The organism is Streptomyces sp. NBC_01166 (genome assembly GCF_045039765.1).
Taxonomy (GTDB): Bacteria; Actinomycetota; Actinomycetes; order Streptomycetales; family Streptomycetaceae; genus Streptomyces.
Map to the genome: position 1 here is coordinate 5,680,347 of NZ_CP108613.1, position 23,490 is coordinate 5,703,836.

At 69.5% G+C, this 23,490-nt stretch carries 22 protein-coding genes; 19 read left to right on the forward strand and 3 right to left on the reverse strand.

Going from position 1 to position 23,490, the window contains the following annotated elements; genetic code table 11:
- Positions 1-280 precede the first annotated feature (280 nt).
- The 19 genes from rho (at position 281) to OG379_RS26410 (ending at position 19,333) form a co-directional block, all read left to right on the forward strand.
- Entirely contained in the window at positions 281-2,371 is a 2,091-nt protein-coding gene (gene rho, locus OG379_RS26320) for a transcription termination factor Rho (protein ID WP_405665492.1), read from the forward strand.
- Between the two features lie 477 nt (positions 2,372-2,848).
- Positions 2,849-3,952 carry an LCP family protein gene (locus OG379_RS26325; RefSeq protein WP_405665493.1) on the forward strand — a complete coding sequence of 368 codons (1,104 nt, stop codon included), beginning with the start codon at positions 2,849-2,851 and terminating at the stop codon, positions 3,950-3,952.
- A 177-nt stretch (positions 3,953-4,129) separates the two neighbouring features.
- Positions 4,130-4,354 carry a 50S ribosomal protein L31 gene (gene rpmE, locus OG379_RS26330; RefSeq protein ID WP_099174467.1) on the forward strand — a complete coding sequence of 75 codons (225 nt, stop codon included), beginning with the start codon at positions 4,130-4,132 and terminating at the stop codon, positions 4,352-4,354.
- 156 nt (positions 4,355-4,510) lie between these two features.
- Positions 4,511-5,587, forward strand: a complete 1,077-nt coding sequence (gene prfA, locus OG379_RS26335; RefSeq protein WP_104789115.1) for a peptide chain release factor 1 — start codon at positions 4,511-4,513, stop codon at positions 5,585-5,587.
- A gap of 52 nt (positions 5,588-5,639) precedes the next feature.
- Entirely contained in the window at positions 5,640-6,485 is an 846-nt protein-coding gene (prmC, locus tag OG379_RS26340; RefSeq protein ID WP_393760872.1) for a peptide chain release factor N(5)-glutamine methyltransferase, read from the forward strand.
- Between the two features lie 67 nt (positions 6,486-6,552).
- Positions 6,553-7,200 carry an L-threonylcarbamoyladenylate synthase gene (locus tag OG379_RS26345; protein ID WP_099174464.1) on the forward strand — a complete coding sequence of 216 codons (648 nt, stop codon included), beginning with the start codon at positions 6,553-6,555 and terminating at the stop codon, positions 7,198-7,200.
- Positions 7,197-7,838: a protein-tyrosine-phosphatase gene (locus OG379_RS26350; protein ID WP_104789118.1), complete on the forward strand. Its 642-nt coding sequence runs from the start codon at positions 7,197-7,199 to the stop codon at positions 7,836-7,838. The genes OG379_RS26345 and OG379_RS26350 overlap by 4 nt, the downstream gene beginning before the upstream one ends.
- A 139-nt stretch (positions 7,839-7,977) precedes the next feature.
- Entirely contained in the window at positions 7,978-9,258 is a 1,281-nt protein-coding gene (gene glyA, locus OG379_RS26355; protein ID WP_405665495.1) for a serine hydroxymethyltransferase, read from the forward strand.
- Positions 9,259-9,352: 94 nt separating this feature from the next.
- Entirely contained in the window at positions 9,353-10,720 is a 1,368-nt protein-coding gene (locus OG379_RS26360) for an MraY family glycosyltransferase (protein ID WP_405668653.1), read from the forward strand.
- 262 nt (positions 10,721-10,982) lie between these two features.
- A complete protein-coding gene (locus OG379_RS26365; protein ID WP_405665496.1) occupies positions 10,983-11,420 on the forward strand; it encodes a hypothetical protein in 438 nt (145 codons plus the stop codon).
- 222 nt (positions 11,421-11,642) lie between these two features.
- On the forward strand, positions 11,643-12,458 hold the full coding sequence (atpB, locus tag OG379_RS26370) for a F0F1 ATP synthase subunit A (RefSeq protein WP_393760877.1): 816 nt from the start codon (positions 11,643-11,645) through the stop codon (positions 12,456-12,458).
- Between the two features lie 74 nt (positions 12,459-12,532).
- The gene (gene atpE / locus OG379_RS26375; RefSeq protein ID WP_014048348.1) at positions 12,533-12,778 is read left to right on the forward strand and encodes an ATP synthase F0 subunit C; all 246 of its coding nucleotides are present in this window, start codon (positions 12,533-12,535) and stop codon (positions 12,776-12,778) included.
- Between the two features lie 42 nt (positions 12,779-12,820).
- Positions 12,821-13,366: a F0F1 ATP synthase subunit B gene (locus OG379_RS26380; RefSeq protein ID WP_356738314.1), complete on the forward strand. Its 546-nt coding sequence runs from the start codon at positions 12,821-12,823 to the stop codon at positions 13,364-13,366.
- Positions 13,363-14,178, forward strand: coding sequence for a F0F1 ATP synthase subunit delta (locus tag OG379_RS26385; RefSeq protein WP_405665497.1), 816 nt, complete (start codon positions 13,363-13,365; stop codon positions 14,176-14,178). The genes OG379_RS26380 and OG379_RS26385 overlap by 4 nt, the downstream gene beginning before the upstream one ends.
- 147 nt (positions 14,179-14,325) lie before the next feature.
- The gene (gene atpA / locus OG379_RS26390; RefSeq protein WP_073745255.1) at positions 14,326-15,897 is read left to right on the forward strand and encodes a F0F1 ATP synthase subunit alpha; all 1,572 of its coding nucleotides are present in this window, start codon (positions 14,326-14,328) and stop codon (positions 15,895-15,897) included.
- A gap of 3 nt (positions 15,898-15,900) precedes the next feature.
- Complete coding sequence (locus tag OG379_RS26395; protein WP_405665499.1) at positions 15,901-16,818, forward strand: F0F1 ATP synthase subunit gamma; 918 nt, start codon at positions 15,901-15,903, stop codon at positions 16,816-16,818.
- Positions 16,818-18,260: a F0F1 ATP synthase subunit beta gene (gene atpD / locus OG379_RS26400; RefSeq protein WP_401514260.1), complete on the forward strand. Its 1,443-nt coding sequence runs from the start codon at positions 16,818-16,820 to the stop codon at positions 18,258-18,260. Before OG379_RS26395 ends, atpD begins: the two co-directional genes overlap by 1 nt.
- Before the next feature lie 109 nt (positions 18,261-18,369).
- Positions 18,370-18,744: a F0F1 ATP synthase subunit epsilon gene (locus tag OG379_RS26405; RefSeq protein WP_104789137.1), complete on the forward strand. Its 375-nt coding sequence runs from the start codon at positions 18,370-18,372 to the stop codon at positions 18,742-18,744.
- A 142-nt stretch (positions 18,745-18,886) separates the two neighbouring features.
- On the forward strand, positions 18,887-19,333 hold the full coding sequence (locus OG379_RS26410) for a DUF2550 domain-containing protein (RefSeq protein ID WP_014154045.1): 447 nt from the start codon (positions 18,887-18,889) through the stop codon (positions 19,331-19,333).
- A 155-nt stretch (positions 19,334-19,488) separates the two neighbouring features.
- Here OG379_RS26410 and OG379_RS26415 read toward each other — a convergent pair whose 3' ends face one another.
- From OG379_RS26415 to OG379_RS26425, 3 genes are all read right to left on the reverse strand, one after another.
- A complete protein-coding gene (locus OG379_RS26415; RefSeq protein ID WP_405665502.1) occupies positions 19,489-21,363 on the reverse strand; it encodes a glycosyl hydrolase family 18 protein in 1,875 nt (624 codons plus the stop codon).
- A gap of 160 nt (positions 21,364-21,523) precedes the next feature.
- Positions 21,524-22,174: a response regulator gene (locus tag OG379_RS26420; protein ID WP_405665504.1), complete on the reverse strand. Its 651-nt coding sequence runs from the start codon at positions 22,172-22,174 to the stop codon at positions 21,524-21,526.
- Positions 22,171-23,367 carry a sensor histidine kinase gene (locus OG379_RS26425; RefSeq protein ID WP_405665505.1) on the reverse strand — a complete coding sequence of 399 codons (1,197 nt, stop codon included), beginning with the start codon at positions 23,365-23,367 and terminating at the stop codon, positions 22,171-22,173. The genes OG379_RS26420 and OG379_RS26425 overlap by 4 nt, the downstream gene beginning before the upstream one ends.
- Positions 23,368-23,490: the final 123 nt, after the last annotated feature.

Sequence of the window (23,490 nt, forward strand, 5' to 3'; positions counted from 1 at the left end):
CCGGGACCACCACTCTTCCGGGAGCCTCCCCGACTGCCTGAGCAGCCCGCCTGAGCTTTCGAGCACGCTCCGGAACCGGCACGACACCCTCTTGCTCGTCCAGGAGTGGGCCGAGCAGGGGGATCTCGCGCCGGAACCCCGCACATTCGTCTCTCCGCCGTACCCGGCGGACCACCGCCCCGGCAAGGTCCGCGATCGACACGATCAACAGACCGCAGTCGGACAGCACAACCGGTCGCCGAGCCAGAAGGCCGACGTCCGCTCCAGGGAAGGACCCTTCGTGAGCGACACCACCGATCTGATGGGCGTGACTGCCGACAAGAGCGTCGACAGCTCCGTGCCCGCCGAAGGTGCTGCCACTGGCACCACCGCACGGCGCCGCCGCTCCGGCACCGGCCTCGAGGGCATGGTCCTGGCCGAGCTGCAGCAGGTCGCGTCCGGCCTCGGCATCAGGGGAACTGCGCGGATGCGCAAGAGCCAGCTGATCGAGGTCATCAAGGAGGCGCAGGCCGGAGGATCCTCCGCGCCCGCCCCCAAGGCCGCCGCATCCGCCGGTACGGACACCGGGAGCAAGCCGAAGCGGCGTGCCACGTCCAAGGCGCGCACCGGTGACGAGAGCGCTGCCGCCCCGGCCGCCGACAAGGCCGACGCCCAGCAGCAGATCGACATCCCGGGTCAGCCGGCCAGTGACGAGCAGCCGACGGGCGAGCGCCGCCGTCGCCGGGCGACCGCGCAGGCGGGCAGCCCCGACACCAAGTCCGAGTCCAAGGCGGAGCCCAAGGCCGAGTCCAAGGGCCAGGCCGAGCCGAAGGGCCAGGCCGAGCCGAAGGCGGAGAGCCGCCAGGACCGCGGCGACGAGCGCGCCGAGGCGAAGGGCGAGGCCAAGGCCGAGTCCGCCGTCGACACGGCCGAGGGCCGTCGCGGCGACCGCCAGGACGGCCGCCGTGACCGCGGTGACCGTCAGGACCGCGGTGACCGCCGCGACCGCCAGCGCGACCGCCGGGGCAAGGGCGACGACCAGGGCCAGCAGGGCGGCGGGCGCCGTCAGGGCCAGCAGGGCGGCGGCCAGAACCAGAGCCAGGGCCAGGGCCAGCAGGGCGGCGGAGGCCAGCAGGACGACGGTTACGACGACGAGGGCGGCCGGCGCGGACGCCGGGGCCGCTACCGCGACCGCCGTGGCCGTCGTGGCCGCGACGACTTCGCGACCGACGTGCAGGTTGCCGACGACGACGTCCTGATCCCCGTCGCGGGCATCCTCGACATCCTCGACAACTACGCGTTCATCCGGACCTCCGGCTACCTGCCGGGACCGAACGACGTGTACGTCTCGCTCGCCCAGGTCCGCAAGAACGGCCTGCGCAAGGGTGACCACGTCACCGGTGCGGTGCGCCAGCCCAAGGACGGCGAGCGCCGCGAGAAGTTCAACGCGCTGGTCCGTCTCGACTCCGTCAACGGCATGGCGCCGGAGAGCGGCCGCGGCCGTCCGGAGTTCCAGAAGCTGACCCCGCTGTACCCGCAGGACCGGCTCCGTCTGGAGACCGACTCCAACATCCTGACCACCCGGATCATCGACCTGGTCGCACCGATCGGCAAGGGCCAGCGAGGCCTGATCGTGGCCCCGCCGAAGACCGGTAAGACCATGATCCTGCAGGCCATCGCCAACGCGATCACGGTCAACAGCCCCGAGTGCCACCTGATGGTCGTCCTGGTCGACGAGCGTCCGGAAGAGGTCACCGACATGCAGCGGTCGGTGAAGGGCGAGGTCATCTCCTCGACCTTCGACCGTCCCGCCGAGGACCACACCACGGTCGCCGAGCTCGCCATCGAGCGTGCGAAGCGCCTCGTGGAGCTCGGCCACGACGTGGTGGTCCTGCTGGACTCGATCACCCGTCTGGGCCGTGCGTACAACCTGGCGGCACCGGCCTCCGGCCGCATCCTGTCCGGTGGTGTCGACTCGACCGCGCTGTACCCGCCGAAGCGCTTCTTCGGTGCCGCGCGCAACATCGAGGACGGCGGCTCGCTGACCATCCTGGCCACCGCGCTCGTCGAGACCGGCTCGCGCATGGACGAGGTGATCTTCGAGGAGTTCAAGGGCACCGGCAACATGGAGCTCAAGCTCGACCGGAAGCTCTCGGACAAGCGCATCTTCCCGGCGGTGGACGTCGACGCGTCCAGCACCCGTAAGGAAGAGATCCTGCTCGGCACCGATGAGCTGGCCGTCGTCTGGAAGCTGCGCCGGGTGCTTCACGCGCTCGACCAGCAGCAGGCGATCGAGCTTCTGCTGGACCGCATGAAGAAGACGCAGTCCAACGCGGAGTTCCTGCTCCAGATCCAGAAGACGACACCGGGCAACGGAAACGCCAACGACTGACGTCACCGCGCCGCAGCTCCACAACAGATGCCCCGTCACCTCGTGACGGGGCATCTGTTGTGTATCCGCACCTGCCTGTTGACGGGTGCCGCCGTGACGGGAGGGGTGGAGGTGGCCCCCTCCGGTCACCCCCGGACGCCCGCCACCCACAGCGACGTGAGCGGCGACCGCCGCCCCGGCGGGCCCGCCGGGCACCTCGGGGAAGCCTCGGCGGCGACAGGTCCCCGGGGTGCGATCTTTGCCACATACGCAGGGTTCCGCTGCGGCCGGAGCAGCCGCGGCCCGTCAGGCCGAAACCGCAGGTGAGCGCCGGGTTCCCGGTCCGTGCACCCGCTTCTGTCGAGGCCCCCGTCGCCGGACGGGGGCCTCAGCCGGCTGTGCAACGCTTCTGGCTGCTCCGTCGTCCCGCCGAGCGACGCCGGACCGCGCCCGTGCACCACGGCAGGGGGTAAGAGCGAGAAGCGAAAGAGGGACCGCATGAGCGAGCAGAGCAGGAGCGCCGGCCGAATACGCGGCACCGGCAGCCGCCGGAGGAAGCCGTCCACGGGCCGCCGGGTGAAGAGGATCGCGCTGTGGGGCGTCGCCGCCCTTGTGGTCGTCGGAGGATCCGGGCTCGGTTACGCCTACTACACGCTCAACGGGAATCTGAAGGGCGTCGACATCGACGCCGCCCTGGGAGCCGAGCGCCCCGACGACGTGGACAACGGGTCGCAGGACATCCTGGTGCTGGGATCGGACTCCCGCTCGGGCGCCAACGCCGAGTACGGCGCCGACGAGGGCTCCGCGCGGGCGGACACCGCGATGATCGTCCACGTCAACGAGGGGCACACCTCCGCGAGCGTGGTCTCGGTCCCGCGGGACACCCTCGTCGACCGTCCCGCCTGCACGAGCGACACGACCGGGGAACAGGTCGGCGCGGAGCACGAGACGATGTTCAACTCCGCCTACCAGGTCGGCGGACCCGCCTGCGCGGTGAAGACCGTCGAGTCGATGTCGGGCATCCGCATGGACCACTACGTCGAGGTCGACTTCACCGGGTTCAAGAAGCTCGTCGACGAGCTGGGCGGCGTCGACATCACCACCTCGCAGGCGATCGACGACCCCGACAGCCACCTCTCGTTGAAGCCCGGCCCCCACACCCTCAGCGGGGAGCAGTCGCTCGGCCTCGTCCGTACGCGCCACAGCGTCGGCGACGGCAGCGACCTCGGCCGCATCCAGCTCCAGCAGGCCTTCGTCAAGGCGCTGATGGACCAGGCGAAGAGCGTCGGGGTGTTCTCGAACCCGAAGACGCTCTTCGGGCTCGCCGACACCGCCACCAAGGCCGTCACCACCGACTCCCAGCTGGCCTCCGTCAAGAAGCTCACCGGCTTCGCGAACGGGCTCAAGGGCCTCGGCTCGAAGAACATCGACATGGTCACGCTGCCCGTGGAGTACGACCCCGAGGACCCGAACCGGGTGCTGCCGCAGGAGAACGCCGACCGGAAGGTGTGGGCGGCCCTCAAGCAGGACAAGCCGATCCCCGCGTCCGCCACGGCGAAGTCGGCCGGCGACAAGGGCGGGGCCGGGAAGGTCGTACGGTAACGGCACCTTCCGTCACCATTTGGTCGCGGAACGTTCCCCGTACGCACGGGAATACACACGGCCGTACCCTCGTTTTGGGAGATACGGCCGGTCCTGGCAGACTGGTACGTCGGCCCCGGTTCACGGACGCGCAATCCGCGCGAACGACCCGGAGCCCTCCCGAATCTAGGAGACACCTTGAAGCGCGACATTCACCCCGAGTACGTCGAGACGCAGGTCAGCTGCACCTGCGGTGCGTCGTTCACCACCCGGAGCACCCTTGAGGGCGGCGCGATCCGTGCCGACGTCTGCTCCGAGTGCCACCCGTTCTACACGGGCAAGCAGAAGATCCTCGACACCGGCGGCCGCGTGGCCCGCTTCGAGGCCCGCTTCGGCAAGGCTGCCGGCTCCGCCAGCAAGTAGCGAGCCACTGCGCCGGTTCCCGACGCCCTCCAACGGGGCGCCGGGACCGGCGTTTTTTCCGGCTGTGCGGCCGGGTGCGCCTTCCGGGGCGCTCCACCGGCAGCACTCCGTCCAGCAGGCCCGCAGACGTATGACGCAGAAACCAGGAGCCCGAAGATGTTCGAGGCGGTCGAGGAACTGATCGGTGAGCACGCCGATCTCGAGAAGAAGCTCGCCGACCCGTCGGTCCACGCCGACCAGGCCAACGCGCGCAAGCTCAACAAGCGCTACGCGGAGCTGACCCCGATCGTCTCCACCTACCGGTCCTGGAAGCAGACCGGCGACGACATCGAGACCGCCCGCGAATTCGCCGCCGACGACCCGGACTTCGCCGCCGAGGTCAAGGTCCTGGAGAAGCAGCGCGAGGAGATCACCGAGAAGCTCCGCCTTCTCCTGGTCCCTCGCGACCCCAGCGACGACAAGGACGTGCTCCTGGAGATCAAGGCGGGCGCGGGCGGCGACGAGTCCGCCCTCTTCGCCGGCGATCTGCTGCGCATGTACCTCCGCTACGCCGAGCGCATCGGCTGGAAGACCGAGATCATCGACTCCACCGAGTCCGAGCTCGGCGGCTACAAGGACGTCCAGGTCGCCGTGAAGACCAAGGGCGGCAACGGCGCCACCGAGCCCGGCCAGGGCGTCTGGGCCCGGATGAAGTACGAGGGAGGCGTGCACCGCGTGCAGCGCGTGCCCTCCACCGAGTCGCAGGGCCGCATCCACACCTCGGCCGCCGGCGTGCTCGTCACGCCCGAGGCGGAGGAGGTCGACGTCGAGATCCACGCCAACGACCTCCGCATCGACGTCTACCGCTCCTCGGGCCCCGGCGGGCAGTCCGTCAACACGACGGACTCCGCCGTACGCATCACGCACCTGCCCACCGGCGTCGTCGCCTCCTGCCAGAACGAGAAGAGCCAGCTCCAGAACAAGGAGCAGGCCATGCGCATCCTGCGGTCCCGGCTGCTGGCCGCCGCCCAGGAGGCCGCCGAGCAGGAAGCCTCCGACGTGCGCCGCAGCCAGGTGCGCACCGTGGACCGCTCCGAGAAGATCCGGACGTACAACTTCCCGGAAAACCGGATCTCGGACCACCGCGTCGGTTTCAAGGCGTACAACTTGGACCAGGTGCTCGACGGTGACCTCGACGCCGTCATCCAGGCCTGCGTCGACGCCGACTCCGCCGCCAAGCTCGCCGCCGCATAAGCCGTGAGCGCCACCGCCCCGCCCCGCTCGTGAACCCGTACGGAGAACCGCGATGAACCTGCTGCTCGCCGAGGTGGCCCAGGCCACCCAGCGGCTGGCCGACGCCGGTGTCCCCTCACCGCGATTCGACGCCGAGGAACTCGCCGCGTTCGTGCACGGCGTCAAGCGGGGCGAGCTGCACCATGTGCCGGACGCCGACTTCGACGCCCGCTACTGGGAGACGATCGCCCGCCGCGAGGCCCGCGAGCCGCTCCAGCACATCACCGGCCGCGCCTTCTTCCGCTACCTGGAACTCCAGGTCGGCCCCGGAGTCTTCGTCCCGCGCCCGGAGACCGAGTCGGTCGTCGGCTGGGCGATAGACGCGGTCCGCGCCATGGACGTCGTCGAGCCGCTGATCGTCGACCTCTGCACCGGATCGGGCGCCATCGCGCTCGCCATGGCCCAGGAGGTGCCGCGCTCGCGTGTGCACGGCGTGGAGCTGTCCGAGGACGCCCTGAGGTGGACCCGGAAGAACGCCGAGGGGTCCAGGGTCACCATCCACCGGGGAGACGCCCTGGGCGCCCTTCCCGAGCTCGACGGACAGGTCGACCTGGTCATCTCCAACCCTCCGTACATCCCGCTCACCGAGTGGGAGTACGTGGCGCCGGAGGCCCGCGACCACGACCCGCAGATGGCGCTCTTCTCCGGCGAGGACGGCCTCGACACCATCCGCGGCATCGAGCGCACCGCGCACCGCCTGCTCCGCCCCGGCGGGCTCGTCGTCATCGAGCACGCCGACACCCAGGGCGGCCAGGTGCCGTGGATCTTCACCGAGGAGCGGGGCTGGGCCGACGCGGCCGACCACCCCGACCTGAACAACCGGCCCCGGTTCGCTACGGCCCGCAAGGCCATGCCGTGACCACCGGGACACCGGCACCGCACGAACCCCACCCGACAGACCCGTACATGTCCGAGGAGGCCGGCTGATGGCACGGCGATACGACTGCAACGACGCGACCGACCGTACGACCGGCCTGCGTGAGGCCGCGTCCGCCGTCCGCCGCGGCGAACTGGTCGTGCTGCCCACCGACACCGTGTACGGGATCGGTGCGGACGCCTTCAGCTCGGAGGGCGTCGCCGACCTGCTCGACGCCAAGGGCCGCGGCCGCAACATGCCGACCCCTGTCCTGATCGGCTCCCCGAACACCCTGCACGGCCTGGTCACCGACTTCTCCGAGCAGGCCTGGGAGCTCGTCGACGCGTTCTGGCCCGGCGCCCTGACGCTGGTCGCCAAGCACCAGCCGTCCCTCCAGTGGGACCTCGGCGACACCCGCGGCACGGTCGCCGTCCGGATGCCCCTGCACCCGGTCGCCATCGAGCTCCTCACGGAGGTCGGCCCCATGGCCGTCTCCAGCGCCAACCTCACCGGACACCCCTCGCCCGAGGACTGCGACGCCGCCCAGGGGATGCTCGGCGACAGCGTCTCCGTATACCTCGACGGCGGTCCCACCCCCGGGATCGTCCCGTCCTCGATCGTCGACGTCACCGGCAAGATCCCGGTGCTGCTGCGGGCAGGCGCGCTCTCGGTCGAGGAACTCCGCAAGGTGGTACCCGACCTCGAGGTGGCCAATTGACCGCCCCTGAGGGGCGTGGCATAACGGGGCGGCACGACACCTTCCGCATCCTCCACGTCAGCACCGGCAACGTCTGCCGCTCGCCCATCACCGAGCGGCTGACCCGGCATGCCCTCGTGGACCGCCTCGGCGACCCGCTCAGCGGCGGCCTCATCGTGGAGAGCGCGGGCACCTGGGGGCACGAGGGCGCGCCGATGGAGGCCAACGCGGAGGTCGTCCTCGCCGACTTCGGCGCCGACGCCACCGGCTTCGTCGGCCGAGAGCTCCTCGACGAGCACGTGATCCGCGCCGACCTGGTGCTGACCGCCACCCGCGACCACCGCGCCCAGGTGATCTCCATGGGGCACTCGGCGGGTCTGCGTACCTTCACGCTCAAGGAGTTCACCCGCCTGGTGCGGGCCATAGACCCCGCGACGCTGCCGGACGCCCGTGAGGAGGGCGTCGTCGAGCGCGCCCGCGCGCTGGTGCGCGCCGCGGCGGCCCTGCGCGGCTGGCTGCTGGCACCCACCGCGGAGGCCGACGAGGTCTACGACCCGTACGGCGCACCCATCACGTTCTTCCGTTCCATCGGCGACGAGATCAGCCAGGCCCTCGATCCCGTCATGACGGCCCTCACCGGGGTTCGCGCCCCGCACTGAGCCGCCTCCGGCCCAAGCCGCCCCGCACGGGGTGCGCCGACCGGCGTAGAGGGGCGCCCGGCAGCGGGCAGGCGGCCCGGGGCGGGCCTACATTGGATCTGACGCCACGCACCCCCTCCTCCAGGCCCGGAGCCGTCAGATGCCGGTCACCACTCCAGCCGCCCGCGCGGCCGCGCCCTCGCCGGACACCGCCATGCCGCAGGACTTCGGCGCCCTGCTCCGCCAGGACCCGGAGATCGGCGCCGTCCTGCTGGCCGAGGCGGGGCGGCAGTCGAGCACCCTCCAGCTCATCGCCGCCGAGAACTTCACCTCACCCGCGGTCCTCGCCGCCCTCGGGTCCCCGCTCGCCAACAAGTACGCCGAGGGCTACCCCGGCGCCCGTCACCACGGCGGCTGCGAGCAGGCCGACGCCGCGGAGCGCGTCGCGGTCCGGCGGGCGACGGAGCTGTTCGGCGCCGAGCACGCCAACGTCCAGCCGCACTCCGGATCCTCGGCCGTCCTGGCCGCCTACGCCGCGCTGCTGCGCCCCGGTGACACGGTGCTGGCCATGGGGCTCCCGTACGGCGGACATCTCACCCACGGCGCTCCGGGCAACTTCTCCGGACGCTGGTTCGAGTTCGCCGGTTACGGCGTCGACCCCGACAGCGGACTCATCGACTACGCACAGGTGCGCGCCCTGGCCCGTGCCCGGCGCCCCAAGGCGATCGTCTGCGGGTCGATCTCGTACCCCCGGCACCTCGACTACGAGCAGTTCCGGGACATCGCCGACGAGGTGGGCGCCTATCTGATCGCGGACGCCGCCCACCCGATGGGGCTGATCGCCGGGGGAGCGGCGCCCAGCCCGGTGCCGTACGCGGACGTGGTGTGCGCGACGACGCACAAGGTGCTGCGCGGCCCGCGCGGCGGCATGATCCTCTGCGGCGTCGAGTTCTCGGAGCGGATCGACCGCGCGGTGTTCCCCTTCACCCAGGGCGGCGCCCAGATGCACACGGTCGCGGCGAAGGCCGTGGCGTTCGGGGAGGCGGCCACCCCGGCGTACGCGCTGTACGCCCACCGCGTCGTCGCCCACGCCCGTGTCCTGGCGGCCGCCCTGGAGTCCGAGGGCTTCGAGGTCACCACCGGCGGAACGGACACCCACATCGTCGTCGCGGACCCCGGCCCGCTGGGCGTCGACGGCCGCACCGCCCGCGAGCGGCTCATGGCCGCCGGGATGGTCCTGGACACCTGTGCCCTGCCGTACGGGGACGCGCGCGGGATCCGGCTGGGCACCGCGGCGGTCACCACCCAGGGCATGGACGAGGACGACATGGCGCGGATCGCCGAGCTGTTCGGCGCGGCCGTGCGCGAGGAGGGCGACCCGGGTCTGCTGCGGGCCGAGGCCCGCGGACTTGCCGAGCGCAATCCGCCGTATCCGGGGTAGGCGGTGTGAACTACGTATGTGCAACCGACAACCCGTGGCTCGGCGTCCTTGCTCAGGAGACTAGGGTGTGGGGCTGAGATGGCCGGCGAATTCTGTGGGGCAGCCCGTGCGTGATTACCTGCTGACGCTCTGTGTCACGGCAGCGGTGACCTATCTGCTGACCGGGCCGGTGCGGAAGTTCGCCATCGCGATCGGGGCGATGCCCGCGATCCGGGCGCGTGACGTACACCGGGAACCGACACCTCGGCTCGGTGGCATCGCCATGTTCGGCGGACTGTGCGCGGGGCTGATCGTCGCGGACCACCTGTTCAACCTGAACGGTGTCTTCGAACTCTCCAACGAACCCAGGGCGCTGCTCTCCGGCGCCGCCCTGATCTGGCTGATCGGCGTCCTTGACGACAAGTTCGAGCTCGACGCCCTGATCAAGCTCGGCGGACAGATGATCGCCGCCGCTGTCATGGTCATCCAGGGTCTGACGATCCTGTGGCTGCCCATCCCGGGCGTCGGCACCGTCGCGCTCACCCAGTGGCAGGGCACGCTGCTCACGGTCGCCCTGGTCGTGATCACCATCAACGCGGTCAACTTCGTCGACGGCCTGGACGGCCTCGCGGCCGGCATGGTCTGCATCGCCTCCGCGGCGTTCTTCCTCTACACCTACCGCCTCTGGTACGGGTACGGGATCGAGGCGGCCGCTCCCGCGACGCTCTTCGCCGCGATCCTCATGGGCATGTGCCTCGGTTTCCTGCCGCACAACATGCACCCCGCCCGGATCTTCATGGGTGACTCCGGATCGATGCTGATCGGGCTCGTGCTGGCCTCCGGCGCGATCTCCGTCACCGGCCAGGTCGACCCCGACGCGATGAAGCTCTTCGAGGGCAGCGAGCGGCAGGCGACCCACGCGATGCTGCCGGTCTTCATCCCGCTGCTGCTGCCGCTCACGATCATCGCGATCCCGGCGGCCGACCTGATCCTCGCGATCGTGCGCCGCACCTGGAACGGCCAGTCGCCGTTCGCGGCCGACCGGGGCCACCTGCACCACAGGCTGCTGGAGATCGGCCACTCGCACAGCCGGTCCGTGCTGATCATGTACTTCTGGTCGGCGCTGATCGCCTTCGGCGCCGTCGGCTACTCCGTGCACTCCACGTCGCTCTGGATCGTCCTGGTCATCGTGGGGCTCAGCGCCGTCGGCCTGGTCCTGCTGCTCATGCCGCGCTTCACCCCGCGCACCCCTCACTGGGCCGAGTCCTTCGTGCCGCCGCGCTACCGGCGTCGCCGGCACGACGGCGAGGGGGAGGCCGACGGCACCCCGTCCGGTCAACACGGGGCGGAGGGTTCGCAGATGGCCTCCCCGGAGCCGGAGCGGGCCTCGGTGTCCGTGGGAGTCTCCGGCGTCAACGGAGCGACCGCGATCGGCCCCCGTTCGCGCTTCACGGATCGGGACCGTGCCGACTCACCGCGCTGACTCCCCGGCGCAGAAGTCCCCATACCAGACAATGCGCCGTGATGTTCTGCACACACGGGCGAAGTAACCCTCATGTGTGACAGCTGGCACACTTTCTGAGTAAAGACCTCATCAAATAGTTTGTGATACCGTTCACGAAGCCCGGTGAGGAGGCCGAAGGACCTGAGTAGCACGGTCCTTTGACCCGAAGCATCGACTCGGACCGGGCCTACGCTCGTCCCTGACGACCACTGACCACCCCCTGCAACGCGGAGTAACCGCCATGCCGTCCAACGACGCCCGGACTCTCCTCCACACCGCTGTGCCCACTGCTGCCGCCGGTGTTGTCGCCGTCGCCGTCAGCGCTGCGCTCGCCGGCGGCAAGGGAGCGATCGGCGCTGCGGTCGGGACGCTGGTGGTGATCCTCTTCATGGGGATCGGACTCGGCGTCCTGCAGCGCACGGCGAAGTTCATGCCGCACCTGTTCCAGGCCATGGGGCTGGTGCTCTACACGGTCGAACTGCTGCTGCTCTTCGTCTTCGTCGCCGCCTTCCAGAACACGACGCTGTTCAACCCGAGGGCGTTCGCGGCCTCGCTGATGGCCGCGACGCTCGTGTGGGTCGCGGCGCAGATCCGTGTGCACATGAAGACAAAGATCCTTTACGTCGAGCCGGACTCGTCCGCGGGCAAGACGCCCGAGAACATGGGGTCTTCGACGTGAGGGGTAGGGCCGGGATAAGCGCGCGCTCGAGACCCTGCTATCGTCCGGTGCCAACTGCGGCACTGCGGGCGCGGGCATCAAAATCGGCGCCTGCTTCATCGCGAGGCGTAATGCCTGAGCCGCCCCCCATCCGTAACACCAGTCCAGTGCCGACCAGCGGCTGCTTGCCGCGCCGACACAACGAGGTTGCCGTACCTATGCGCCACGCTGAAGGAGCCCGCGGTGAGTGCTGACCCGACGACGGTGCTCGCCTTCGAGACCGACTGCCATATCTTTGACGGATGCGGCTTCCCGGCTCCTGGCCTGCACTCCTTTGTTTTCGAGCCGATGTTCACCGTTGGCGGCATCGAGATCAACAAGCCGATGCTGCTGGCGGTCCTGAGCACCGTTGTCGTCGTCGGCTTCTTCTGGGCGGCTTTCAACAAGCCGAAGCTGGTGCCCGGAAAGCTCCAGATGGTCGCCGAGGCGGGTTACGACTTCATCCGCACCGGTGTGGTGTACGAGACGCTCGGCAAGCGCGAGGGCAAGAAGTACGTGCCCCTCATGGTCTCGCTGTTCTTCTTCATCTGGATCATGAACCTCTGGGCGATCATTCCGCTCGCCCAGTTCCCGGTGGTCTCGGTCATCGGGTTCCCGGTGGCGCTGGCCGCGATCGTCTACGTCCTCTGGGTCAGCCTGACCTTCAAGCGGCACGGCTTCGTCGGCGGCTGGAAGAACATCTCCGGCTACGACCCGTCGATCGGCCCGGCTCTTCCCTTCGTCATGCTCATCGAGATCATGTCGAACCTGCTGATCCGGCCGTTCACGCACGCGGTGCGACTGTTCGCGAACATGTTCGCCGGCCACGTGCTGCTGCTGATCTTCACCATCGCCAGCTGGTACCTGCTGAACGGCATCGGCATCGCGTACGCCGGTGTGTCGTTCGTGATGACCATCCTGATGACCGCCTTCGAGCTGTTCATCCAGGCGCTGCAGGCCTACGTGTTCGTCCTTCTGGCCTGCAACTACATTCAGGGTGCTCTCGCCAAGGAGCACTGAGCAGTCCAGCACCACCCCCGATAGTCGTCCGGTGGCCAACCCCCACCGGTTCTGAAAGAGAAGGAAGAAACGGCATGTCCGCTCTTGAGACCCTCGCCGCCGTCAACATCACGGGCAACCTCGGTTCCATCGGCTACGGCCTCGCCGCGATCGGCCCCGGCGTCGGCGTCGGCATCATCTTCGGTAACGGCACCCAGGCGCTGGCCCGCCAGCCCGAAGCTGCCGGCCTGATCCGTTCGAACCAGATCCTCGGCTTCGTCCTCTGTGAGGCGCTCGCCCTGATCGGTCTCGTCATGCCCTTCGTCTACCCGGTCGACTAAGTCGCGGCATTCCGACTGCCCGATGCGACGAAAGGCATTGATGTGAACGCCCTACAGCTGGCGGCCGAGGAAGAGATCCAGAACCCGCTGCTCCCGGCGATCCCCGAGATCGTCATCGGCCTGATCGCCTTTGTCATCGTCTTCGGTTTCCTCGCCAAGAAGCTCCTCCCGAACATCGAGAAGGTTCTGGAAGAGCGCCGCGAGGCGATCGAAGGCGGGATCGAGAAGGCCGACGCGGCCCAGACCGAGGCCCAGAGCGTTCTTGAGCAGTACAAGGCTCAGCTCGCCGAGGCACGCCACGAGGCCGCCCGTCTGCGCCAGGAGGCGCAGGAGCAGGGTGCCGTCATCATCCAGGAGATGAGGGCGGAGGGTCAGCGGCAGCGCGAGGAGATCATCGCGGCCGGCCACGCCCAGATCGAGGCCGACCGCAAGGCCGCGGCGTCCGCGCTGCGTCAGGACGTCGGCACCCTCGCCACCGCCCTGGCCGGCAAGCTCGTCGGCGAGTCCCTCGAGGACCACGCCCGGCAGAGCGGCACCGTCGACCGTTTCCTCGACGAGCTCGAGGCGAAGGCCGAGGCCGTCCGATGAACGGAGCGAGCCGCGAGGCGCTGGCCTCCGCACGCGAGCGTCTCGACGCACTGACCGACTCCACGTCGGTCGACGCGGCGAAGCTCGCCGAGGAGCTGGCAGCCGTCACCGCGCTGCTCCACCGCGAGGTATCGCTGCGCCGGGTCCTCACCGACCCGTCGCAGGGCGGCGAGGCCAAGGCCGAGCTGGCCGGACGACTGCTGCGCGGTCAGGTGGGCGGCGAAGCCGTGGACCTGGTCTCCGGCATGGTCCGCTCCCGCTGGTCGCAGTCGCGTGACCTGGTGGACTCGGTCGAGGAACTGGCGAACACCGCAGACCTCACCGCGGCCCAGCGCGCCGGTGCGCTCGACGACGTCGAGGACGAGCTCTTCCGGTTCGGCCGGATCGTCGGCTCCGACGTCGCGCTGCGCTCCGCCCTGACCGACCGGAAGGCCACGGCCTCCGCCAAGAGCCAGCTGCTCCGCAGCCTGCTCGGCGGCAAGGCCCAGCCCGTCACCGAGCGCCTGATCACGCGCCTCGTGACGCAGCCCCGAGGACGTAGCCTGGAAGCGGGACTCGAGTCCCTGTCCAGGCTCGCCGCGGAGCGCCGGGACCGCATGGTCGCCGTCGTCACCTCGGCGGTGCCGCTGTCCGATCGCCAGAAGCAGCGCCTCGGCGCCGCCCTGGCGAAGATCTACGGCCGGCAGATGCACCTGAACCTGGACGTGGACCCCGAGGTCCTCGGCGGGATCTCGGTGCGCGTCGGTGACGAGGTCATCAACGGCACGATCGCGGAGCGCCTCGAAGAGGTCACCCGCAGGATGGCCGGCTGACAGCGCGCAGCGCCCACACCGCACCAACTGAACGAGCAAGAATTGCGGCCCGGTTGGGCCGTGCAGAAATTGCAGAAGATTCCTGGGGGTCGCCCCCAGACCCCTTTGAGAAACTTCGGGCCCAACAAGGAGAGCAGGGAACCCCAGATGGCGGAGCTTACGATCCGGCCGGAGGAGATCCGGGACGCACTGGATAACTTTGTCCAGTCGTACCAGCCGGACGCGGCCTCGCGCGAGGAGGTCGGGACGGTCAGCGTTGCCGGCGACGGCATCGCGAAGGTGGAGGGCCTGCCCTCCGCCATGGCGAACGAGCTGCTGAAGTTCGAGGACGGCACCCTCGGTCTCGCCCTCAACCTCGAGGAGCGCGAGATCGGTGCGATCGTCCTCGGCGAGTTCAGCGGAATCGAGGAGGGCCAGCCGGTGCAGCGCACCGGTGAGGTGCTCTCGGTCGGCGTCGGCGAGGGCTACCTCGGCCGCGTCGTCGACCCGCTCGGCAACCCGATCGACGGTCTCGGCGAGATCGCGACAGAAGGCCGTCGCGCCCTCGAGCTGCAGGCTCCTGGCGTCATGGTCCGCAAGTCGGTGCACGAGCCGATGCAGACCGGCTACAAGGCCGTCGACGCCATGGTGCCGATCGGCCGTGGCCAGCGTCAGCTGATCATCGGCGACCGTCAGACGGGTAAGACCGCTCTGGCCGTCGACACGATCATCAACCAGCGCGACAACTGGCGCTCGGGCGACGTGAACAAGCAGGTGCGCTGCATCTACGTCGCCATCGGTCAGAAGGGCTCCACCATCGCCTCCGTGCGCGGTGCCCTCGAAGAGGCCGGCGCGCTCGAGTACACGACCATCGTCGCCGCCCCGGCGTCCGACCCGGCCGGCTTCAAGTACCTGGCGCCGTACACCGGCTCGGCCATCGGCCAGCACTGGATGTACGACGGCAAGCACGTCCTCATCATCTTCGACGACCTCTCGAAGCAGGCCGACGCCTACCGCGCCGTGTCGCTTCTGCTGCGCCGTCCGCCGGGCCGTGAGGCCTACCCGGGCGACGTCTTCTACCTGCACTCGCGTCTGCTGGAGCGCTGCGCCAAGCTCTCCGACGACATGGGCGCCGGTTCGATGACGGGCCTCCCGATCGTCGAGACCAAGGCGAACGACGTGTCGGCGTTCATCCCGACCAACGTCATCTCCATCACCGACGGCCAGTGCTTCCTGGAGTCCGACCTGTTCAACGCGGGTCAGCGTCCGGCGCTCAACGTCGGTATCTCGGTCTCCCGAGTCGGTGGCTCCGCCCAGCACAAGGCCATGAAGCAGGTCTCCGGCCGTCTCCGTGTGGACCTCGCCCAGTTCCGTGAGCTGGAGGCGTTCGCCGCCTTCGGTTCCGACCTGGACGCGGCCTCCAAGGCTTCGCTGGAGCGCGGTAAGCGCATGGTCGAGCTGCTGAAGCAGCCGCAGTACGCCCCGTTCCCGATGGAGGAGCAGGTCGTCTCCGTCTGGGCCGGCACCACGGGCAAGATGGACGACGTCCCGGTCGAGGACATCCGCCGCTTCGAGAGCGAGCTGCTGGAGTTCCTGCGCCGCGAGCGCAAGGACCTCCTGACCAGCATCGCCGAGGGCGGCAAGATGTCCGACGACACGCTGCAGTCGATCGCCGACGCGATCGCCGCCTTCAAGCAGCAGTTCGAGACCTCGGACGGCAAGCTCCTGGGCGAGGGCTGATCGATGGGCGCTCAGCTTCGCGTTTACAAGCGCCGCATCCAAGCCGTCACCGCGACCAAGAAGATCACCAAGGCGATGGAGATGATCGCCGCCTCGCGCATCGTCAAGGCGCAGCGCAAGGTGGCGGCGTCGATGCCGTACGCGACCGAGCTCACCCGTGCGGTGACCGCGGTCGCGACCGGCTCGAACACCAAGCATCCCCTCACCACCGAGGCCGAGGCTCCGGCCCGGGCGGCGGTCCTGCTCCTCACGAGCGACCGCGGTCTGGCCGGCGGCTACTCCTCCAACGCCATCAAGGCGGCGGAGCGGCTGCGGGAGCGGCTGGCGGCCGAGGGCAAGGAGGTCGACACGTACATCGTCGGCCGCAAGGGTGTCGCGTACTACGGCTTCCGTGAGCGCAAGGTCTCGGAGTCGTGGACCGGCTTCACCGACAGCCCCGAGTACTTGGACGCCAAGAAGATCGCCGAGCCCCTCATCGAGTCCATCCAGAAGGACACGGCCGAGGGTGGCGTCGACGAGCTGCACATCGTCTTCACGGAATTCGTGTCGATGATGACGCAGAACGCGGTCGACGGCCGGATGCTGCCGCTCTCGCTCGACGAGGTCGCGGAGGAGGACACCGGTAAGGGCGAGATCCTTCCGCTGTTCGACTTCGAGCCGTCGGCGGAGGACGTCCTCGACGCCCTTCTGCCGCGCTACGTCGAGAGCCGTATCTACAACGCACTGCTGCAGGCCGCCGCTTCCGAGCACGCCGCCCGCCGCCGTGCGATGAAGTCGGCGACCGACAACGCCGGGGATCTGATCAAGAGCCTTTCCCGGCTTGCCAACGCGGCCCGCCAGGCCGAAATCACCCAGGAAATCAGCGAGATCGTCGGCGGTGCAGGTGCGCTGGCCGACGCGTCCGCGGGGAGTGACAAGTAATGACGACGACAGTTGAGACGGCCGCTGCCACGGGCCGCGTCGCCCGGGTCATCGGCCCGGTCGTCGACGTGGAGTTCCCCGTCGACGCGATGCCGGAGATCTACAACGCCCTGCACATCGACGTCGACGACCCGGCCGAGGCCGGCGCTCGTAAGACGCTGACCCTGGAAGTCGCCCAGCACCTGGGTGACGGCATGGTCCGCGCGATCTCGATGCAGCCCACCGACGGTGTGGTCCGCCAGGCCCCGGTCACCAACACGGGCGAGGGCATCACCGTCCCCGTCGGTGACATCACCAAGGGCAAGGTGTTCAACACCCTCGGTCAGATCCTGAACGAGCCGGAGGCCGAGGCGCAGATCACCGAGCGCTGGCCGATCCACCGCAAGGCCCCGGCCTTCGACCAGCTCGAGTCCAAGACCGAGATGTTCGAGACCGGCCTGAAGGTCGTCGACCTGCTGACCCCGTACGTCAAGGGCGGCAAGATCGGTCTGTTCGGTGGTGCGGGCGTCGGCAAGACGGTCCTCATCCAGGAAATGATCATGCGTGTGGCGAAGCTGCACGACGGTGTGTCGGTGTTCGCCGGTGTCGGCGAGCGCACCCGTGAGGGCAACGACCTCATCGACGAGATGACCGACTCGGGCGTCCTGGAGAAGACCGCGCTGGTCTTCGGCCAGATGGACGAGCCGCCGGGCACCCGTCTCCGGGTCGCGCTGTCCGCCCTGACCATGGCGGAGTACTTCCGCGATGTGCAGAAGCAGGACGTGCTGCTCTTCATCGACAACATCTTCCGCTTCACGCAGGCCGGCTCCGAGGTCTCCACGCTGCTCGGCCGCATGCCGTCCGCGGTGGGTTACCAGCCGACCCTGGCCGACGAGATGGGTGTGCTCCAGGAGCGCATCACCTCGACGCGTGGTCACTCGATCACCTCGATGCAGGCGATCTACGTTCCCGCGGACGACCTGACCGACCCGGCCCCGGCCACCACGTTCGCCCACCTCGACGCGACGACGGTTCTCTCCCGTCCGATCTCCGAGAAGGGCATCTACCCGGCCGTGGACCCGCTGGACTCCACGTCCCGCATCCTGGACCCGCGCTACATCGCGCAGGACCACTACGACACGGCCAGCCGTGTCAAGGGGATCCTGCAGAAGTACAAGGACCTCCAGGACATCATCGCGATCCTCGGTATCGACGAGCTGGGCGAGGAGGACAAGCTCGTTGTCCACCGTGCCCGTCGCGTCGAGCGCTTCCTGTCGCAGAACACCCACGCCGCCAAGCAGTTCACCGGCCTGGACGGTTCGGACGTTCCGCTCGACGAGTCGATCGCCGCGTTCAACGCGATCTGCGACGGGGAGTACGACCACTTCCCCGAGCAGGCGTTCTTCATGTGCGGTGGCATCGAGGACCTCAAGGCCAACGCCAAGGAGCTCGGCGTCTCCTGAGCCTCCGGCTCACCGAGGGGGGTGGGTGTGTCCCGCCCCCCTCACCACGCCCCGTAGAATTGAACCGACACCCGGCACGACCGCCGGGTGGTGACCCGAGGAGCCACCCTTGGCTGCTGAGCTGCATGTCGAGCTGGTCGCCGCGGACCGCAGTGTCTGGTCCGGCGAGGCCACCCTCGTTGTCGCACGTACCACGTCCGGCGACATCGGCGTCATGCCCGGTCACCAGCCGCTCCTGGGTGTGCTGGAATCGGGCCCCGTGACGATCCGTACGAGCGACGGCGCGACTGTTGTCGCCGCTGTGCACGGCGGTTTCATCTCGTTCGCGGACAACAAGCTCTCGCTGCTGGCGGAGATCGCCGAGCTTGCTGACGAGATCGACGTCCAGCGCGCCGAGCGTGCGCTGGAGCGCGCGAAGTCGGAGACGGATGCCGGTGCCGAGCGCCGCGCGGACGTGCGACTGCGTGCGGTGGCGGCGCACTGAGCGTCCCCACGAGGAGTTTTTGACTCAGCCGCGGCCCGAGCTGGAGAGATCCAGACCGTGTCGCGGCTGAGGCGATGCAGGTGCAGTCCGGTTCGGCCGGTTTCGGTATCCGTTACTCGACGATGCGAGGAGGTCGGTGGAGATGGTCCTCGCTCTGTGGGTTGGCGGTCTGGTCGTCGTACTGGTCGCGGTGGGTCTGTTCGTCTTCGGCCTCCGCAGGCGGCTGATCCAGCGCTCCGGCGGAACCTTCGACTGCAGCCTGCGCTGGGACGTGTCCGAGGAGCCGGATCCGTCCGGCAAGGGCTGGGTGTACGGGGTCGCCCGCTACAGCGGTGACCGTGTCGACTGGTTCCGGGTCTTCTCCTACTCGCCCCGCCCGCGCCGCGGCCTGGAGCGCTCCGCCATCGAGGTGGTCGCGCGCCGGCTGCCCGAGGGCGAGGAGGAGCTGGCGCTCCTGTCCGATTCCGTCGTGCTCGGCTGTCTCCACCGGGGGACCCGCCTGGAGCTGGCGATGAGCGAGGACGCCCTGACCGGCTTCCTCGCCTGGCTGGAGGCAGCGCCGCCCGGCCAGCGAGTCAATGTGGCTTAGACAAAGGGTTCTCGCTGGTTGGGGGTCCCCCCCCGGACGGAGTCTGGGGGAGGGTGAACGTCGCCTGAGAGCTTGTGGACATGCGAAAACCGGGGAGACAGGGGGCGGACCTGTCTCCCCGGCGCTTTTTCGGGGTTGCGACTGCCTCGTAGGGGTTAGTTGAGGCCGTTGTCCATCGCGCTCACCAGCTCACCGTTCGCGGTGTCGCCGCTGAACTCCCAGAAGAACGCTCCGCCCAGCCCCTGGCTGTTCGCCCAGGCCATCTTGGACGTGATCGTCGCCGGGGTGTCGTAGCTCCACCAGTTGGTGCCGCAGTGGGCGTACGCCGTACCGGCGATCGTGCCGGTGGCCGGGCAGCTGTTCTTGAGGACCTTGTAGTCCTCGATGCCGGCCTCGTAGGTCCCCGGGGCCGCCCCGGTCGCCGTTCCGCCGGGTGCCGCCTGGGTGACGCCGGTCCATCCGCGTCCGTAGAAGCCGATGCCCAGCAGGAGTTTCTTCGCCGGGACGCCCTTGGCCTTCAGCTTGGCGATGGCGGCGGCGGAGTTGAAGCCCTCCTGCGGGATGCCGCTGTACGAGTTCAGCGGGGAGTGCGGGGCGGTCGGGCCCTTGGCCTCCCAGGCGCCGAAGAAGTCGTACGTCATGACGTTGTACCAGTCGAAGTACGCCGCGGCGCCCGCGTAGTCGGCGGCGTCGATCTTGCCGCCGGCCGAGCCGTCCGCGGTGATCGCGGCGGTGACCAGGTTGTTCGTGCCGAACTTCGTGCGCAGCGCCGAGGAGAGGTTCTTCAGCGCGGCGGGCCCGCTGGTGTCACAGGTGAGACCGCAGGCGTTGGGGTACTCCCAGTCGATGTCGATGCCGTCGAAGACATCGGCCCAGCGGGGGTCCTCGACCAGGTCGTAGCAGGACTGGGCGAACGCGGCCGGGTTCTGGGCCGCGGCACCGAAGCCGCCGGACCAGGTCCAGCCGCCGAAGGACCAGATGACCTTGATGTTCGGGTACTTCGCCTTGAGCTTGCGCAGCTGGTTGAAGTTGCCGCGCAGCGGCTGGTCCCAGGTGTCGGCGACGCCGTCGACCGACTGGTCGGCGGTGTAGGCCTTGTCGTAGTCGGCGTAGGCGTCACCGATGGTGCACTTGCCGCCCTGGACGTTGCCGAACGCGTAGTTGATGTGCGTGATCTTCGCGGCGGAGCCGGAGGTCACGAGGTTCTTGACGTGGTAGTTGCGCCCGTAGACGCCCCACTCGGTGAAGTAGCCGAGGTTGACCTTGTCGCCGGGGCCGGGGCCCGGGTCCGTGGTGCCGGTGGTGCGGACGGCGACCGAGGCGCTGACCGGGCCGGTCTGGTCGGCGGTGTCACGGGCCTGCACCGTGTACGAGTAGTCGGTGCCCTTGGTGAGGCCGGTGTCGGTGTACGTCGTCGTGGTCACCGTGGCGACCTTGGCGCCGTCGCGCAGGACGTCGTAGTTCTTGACGCCCTTGTCGTCGGTGGCGGCGCTCCAGCTGAGCTTCGCCGAGGTGTCGGTGATGTTGCTCGCGGTGGGGGTGCCGGGCTTGGACGGGGCGTTGTCGCCGGGGACGCTGCCGCCGTCACAGGAGGCCCCGTTCAGCTTGCAGCCGGTGGGGGAGCCGGTGCCGGTGCCGTTGAAGCCGAAGCTGATGCTGGCGCCCGGGGCGACCGTGCCGTTCCAGCCGAGGTTCTTGGCGGTCCAGTGGGTTCCGGAGCTCGTGACGGAGGCGTCCCAGGCGGAGCCGACCGCGGTGCCGGAGGGGAAGTCCCACTCGATCGTCCAGGAGGAGAGCGCGGTGGTGCCGGTGTTCTTGACCGTCCACTGGCCCTCGAAGCCGGTGCCCCAGTCGGACTTCTTGACGTACGTGGCGGTCGCGGAGGTGGCGGCCTCGGCGGGAGATGCCAGGCCGACCATCGCGGCGAGGGGAAGCAGGAGCGCGGTGAGGGCCGCGACCGTCCTCGACCTGGTGGAGGCTGTGCGTCTCCATCTGAGACGGGTGAGGGGTACGGGGTTGTCAGTGCTCAACGGTGCTCCTCGGGTGAGGTCCGGCAATCGGGATGGTCCGTCAAACCCTGCGTCGCCCTGAGCCCGCTTTGTCATGGCGTACTCACCGCAGTGTGTCCGGTGAGATTAGGAAGGTCTGGACCAATCGTCAAGAGGTCCAGACCAAAGATCCGCCCCAGGGTCAGAGACCCAACTCCTGCGCGAGCACCGCCGCTTGTACTCTGCTCCGGAGCTCCAGCTTGCCCAGCAACCTGCTGACGTGCGTCTTCACCGTCGCCTCCGCCATCTGGAGCCGCCCCGCGATCTCCGCGTTCGACAGCCCCTCCCCGAGACAGCCCAGCACCTCCCGCTCCCGGGGCGTCAGCGGGGCGAGCACCTCGCGGCCCGCTCCGTCCGCCCTGCGTGAGGCGGTGGCCCCGGCGAACTCCGCGATCAGCCGCCGGGTGACCGCCGGGGCGATCAGGCCCTCCCCGCGCGCCACCGTGCGCACCGCCTCGATCAGGTCCTTCGCGTCGGTGTTCTTCAGCAGGAAGCCCGACGCGCCGGCGCGCAGCGCACCGAAGACGTACTCGTCCAGGTCGAAGGTGGTCAGCACCAGCACGTCCGCGAGCCGCTCACCCACGACCTGCCCCGTCGCGGACACCCCGTCGAGCCGGGGCATCTGCAGATCCATCAGCACCACATCCGGCCGGAGTTCACGGGCCAGGCGCACGGCCTCCTCCCCGTCGGCCGCCTCGCCCGCCACCTCGATGTCCGGAGCGCTGCCGAGGATGAGCACCAGCCCCGCACGCACCGCCGACTGGTCCTCCGCGACCAGCACCCGGATCGTCATGAGCGGTACGTCCTTTCCTCGACGGGCAGTTCGGCCCGCACCAGCCAGATCTTCGTGCCGTCACCCCGGGGTTCCGGCGCCGCCTCGATACTCCCGCCCAACAGCGCCACCCGTTCCCGCATCCCCACCAGACCGGCCCCCGAACCGGGTGCGCGCGGTCCCGGCCGATCGCCCAGCACGCTGCTCACCTCGACCGTCAGCACCTCGCGCGAACGCTCCAGACGGACCGTCACCGGACCGGGCGCCGCATGCTTCAGCGCGTTCGTCAGGGACTCCTGCACGATGCGGTACGCCGCCAGCTCCACCGGTGCGGGCAGCGTCCCGGCCTCCTCGCGGGCGTCGTCCAGGGTGACGGTGAGCCCGCTGGACGCGGAGTTCGCGCCCGCCTGCCCCACGAGGACGTCCAGGGAGGCGAGGGTCGGAGCCGCGCTCGGCGGCCCGGCCGCGCCGCTCTCCCTCAGCAGTCCGATCAGGCGCCGCATCTCGGCCAGCCCGTCGACACTGTTCTGCCGGATCACCCCGAGGGCGTCGCGGGAGGTGCCCGGATCGTCGATGGAGAGCGCGGCGGTGGAGTGGATGGCGATCGCGGAGAGATGGTTGGCGACCATGTCGTGCAGCTCGCGGGCCATCCGGGAACGCTCGGCGGTCACCGCCTGGGCCCGGTCCATCTCCGCCAGGAGCGCGGTCTGGTCGGCGCGCAGCCGGGCCGCCTCGGCGGCGTCCCGGTGGCTGCGCACGGCGGCGCCGGTGAGGGCGGGGCCGAAGGAGACCATGCCGACGACGATCCCGATGAGTACGGCGTCCGCCGACGGGGCCCAGGCGATGAAGCCGACCGTCGTCGCGACCGTGACGAGCAGCGTGATCACCGGGATGCGGCGTGAGGCGGCGGGCGTGGAGTACAGCACCGCCGCGTACACGAGGTCCGTGAACAGCAGCACGGTCGCGAGGCTCCCCACCGTGAACTGGTCGGCCACCAGGGCGAGGGTGCCGACCGCCAGAGCGGTGAGCGGGGCGCTGCGCCGCAGCAGTTCGAGGGCCGACATCACCACGAGCGGCAGCAGGGACACCCAGGGGGCGTCGAAGAGCCGGCCGTTCTGGATGTGGATGCCGATCAGCCACAGGATCACACCGCCGGTCAGCCCGGTGACCGCGAGCAGGACGTCGTCGCGATGCGGGCGCGCAAGGGAGAACACCCCCTCATCCAACACGGCGCCGGTCCGCACCACGTCCGTACCCGGGGCGAGGTATGGGTACATCGAAGGATGCAGTCACGTTTCGTCACTGCTGACGACGATCCGGCGCCGTACGGGAGGGAT

Bases quoted from the DNA above. Each gene is read 5' to 3' on its own strand.
- prfA (WP_104789115.1), top strand. From the start codon at position 4,511: ATGTTCGAGGCGGTCGAGGAACTGATCGGTGAGCACGCCGATCTCGAG.
- atpE (WP_014048348.1), top strand. From the start codon at position 12,533: ATGTCCGCTCTTGAGACCCTCGCCGCCGTCAACATCACGGGCAACCTC.
- OG379_RS26365 (WP_405665496.1), top strand. From the start codon at position 10,983: ATGCCGTCCAACGACGCCCGGACTCTCCTCCACACCGCTGTGCCCACT.
- atpA (WP_073745255.1), top strand. From the start codon at position 14,326: ATGGCGGAGCTTACGATCCGGCCGGAGGAGATCCGGGACGCACTGGAT.
- OG379_RS26420 (WP_405665504.1), bottom strand. From the start codon at position 22,174: ATGACGATCCGGGTGCTGGTCGCGGAGGACCAGTCGGCGGTGCGTGCG.
- OG379_RS26345 (WP_099174464.1), top strand. From the start codon at position 6,553: ATGGCACGGCGATACGACTGCAACGACGCGACCGACCGTACGACCGGC.
- prmC (WP_393760872.1), top strand. From the start codon at position 5,640: ATGAACCTGCTGCTCGCCGAGGTGGCCCAGGCCACCCAGCGGCTGGCC.
- OG379_RS26325 (WP_405665493.1), top strand. From the start codon at position 2,849: ATGAGCGAGCAGAGCAGGAGCGCCGGCCGAATACGCGGCACCGGCAGC.
- OG379_RS26410 (WP_014154045.1), top strand. From the start codon at position 18,887: ATGGTCCTCGCTCTGTGGGTTGGCGGTCTGGTCGTCGTACTGGTCGCG.
- glyA (WP_405665495.1), top strand. From the start codon at position 7,978: ATGCCGGTCACCACTCCAGCCGCCCGCGCGGCCGCGCCCTCGCCGGAC.
- OG379_RS26385 (WP_405665497.1), top strand. From the start codon at position 13,363: ATGAACGGAGCGAGCCGCGAGGCGCTGGCCTCCGCACGCGAGCGTCTC.
- atpD (WP_401514260.1), top strand. From the start codon at position 16,818: ATGACGACGACAGTTGAGACGGCCGCTGCCACGGGCCGCGTCGCCCGG.
- OG379_RS26395 (WP_405665499.1), top strand. From the start codon at position 15,901: ATGGGCGCTCAGCTTCGCGTTTACAAGCGCCGCATCCAAGCCGTCACC.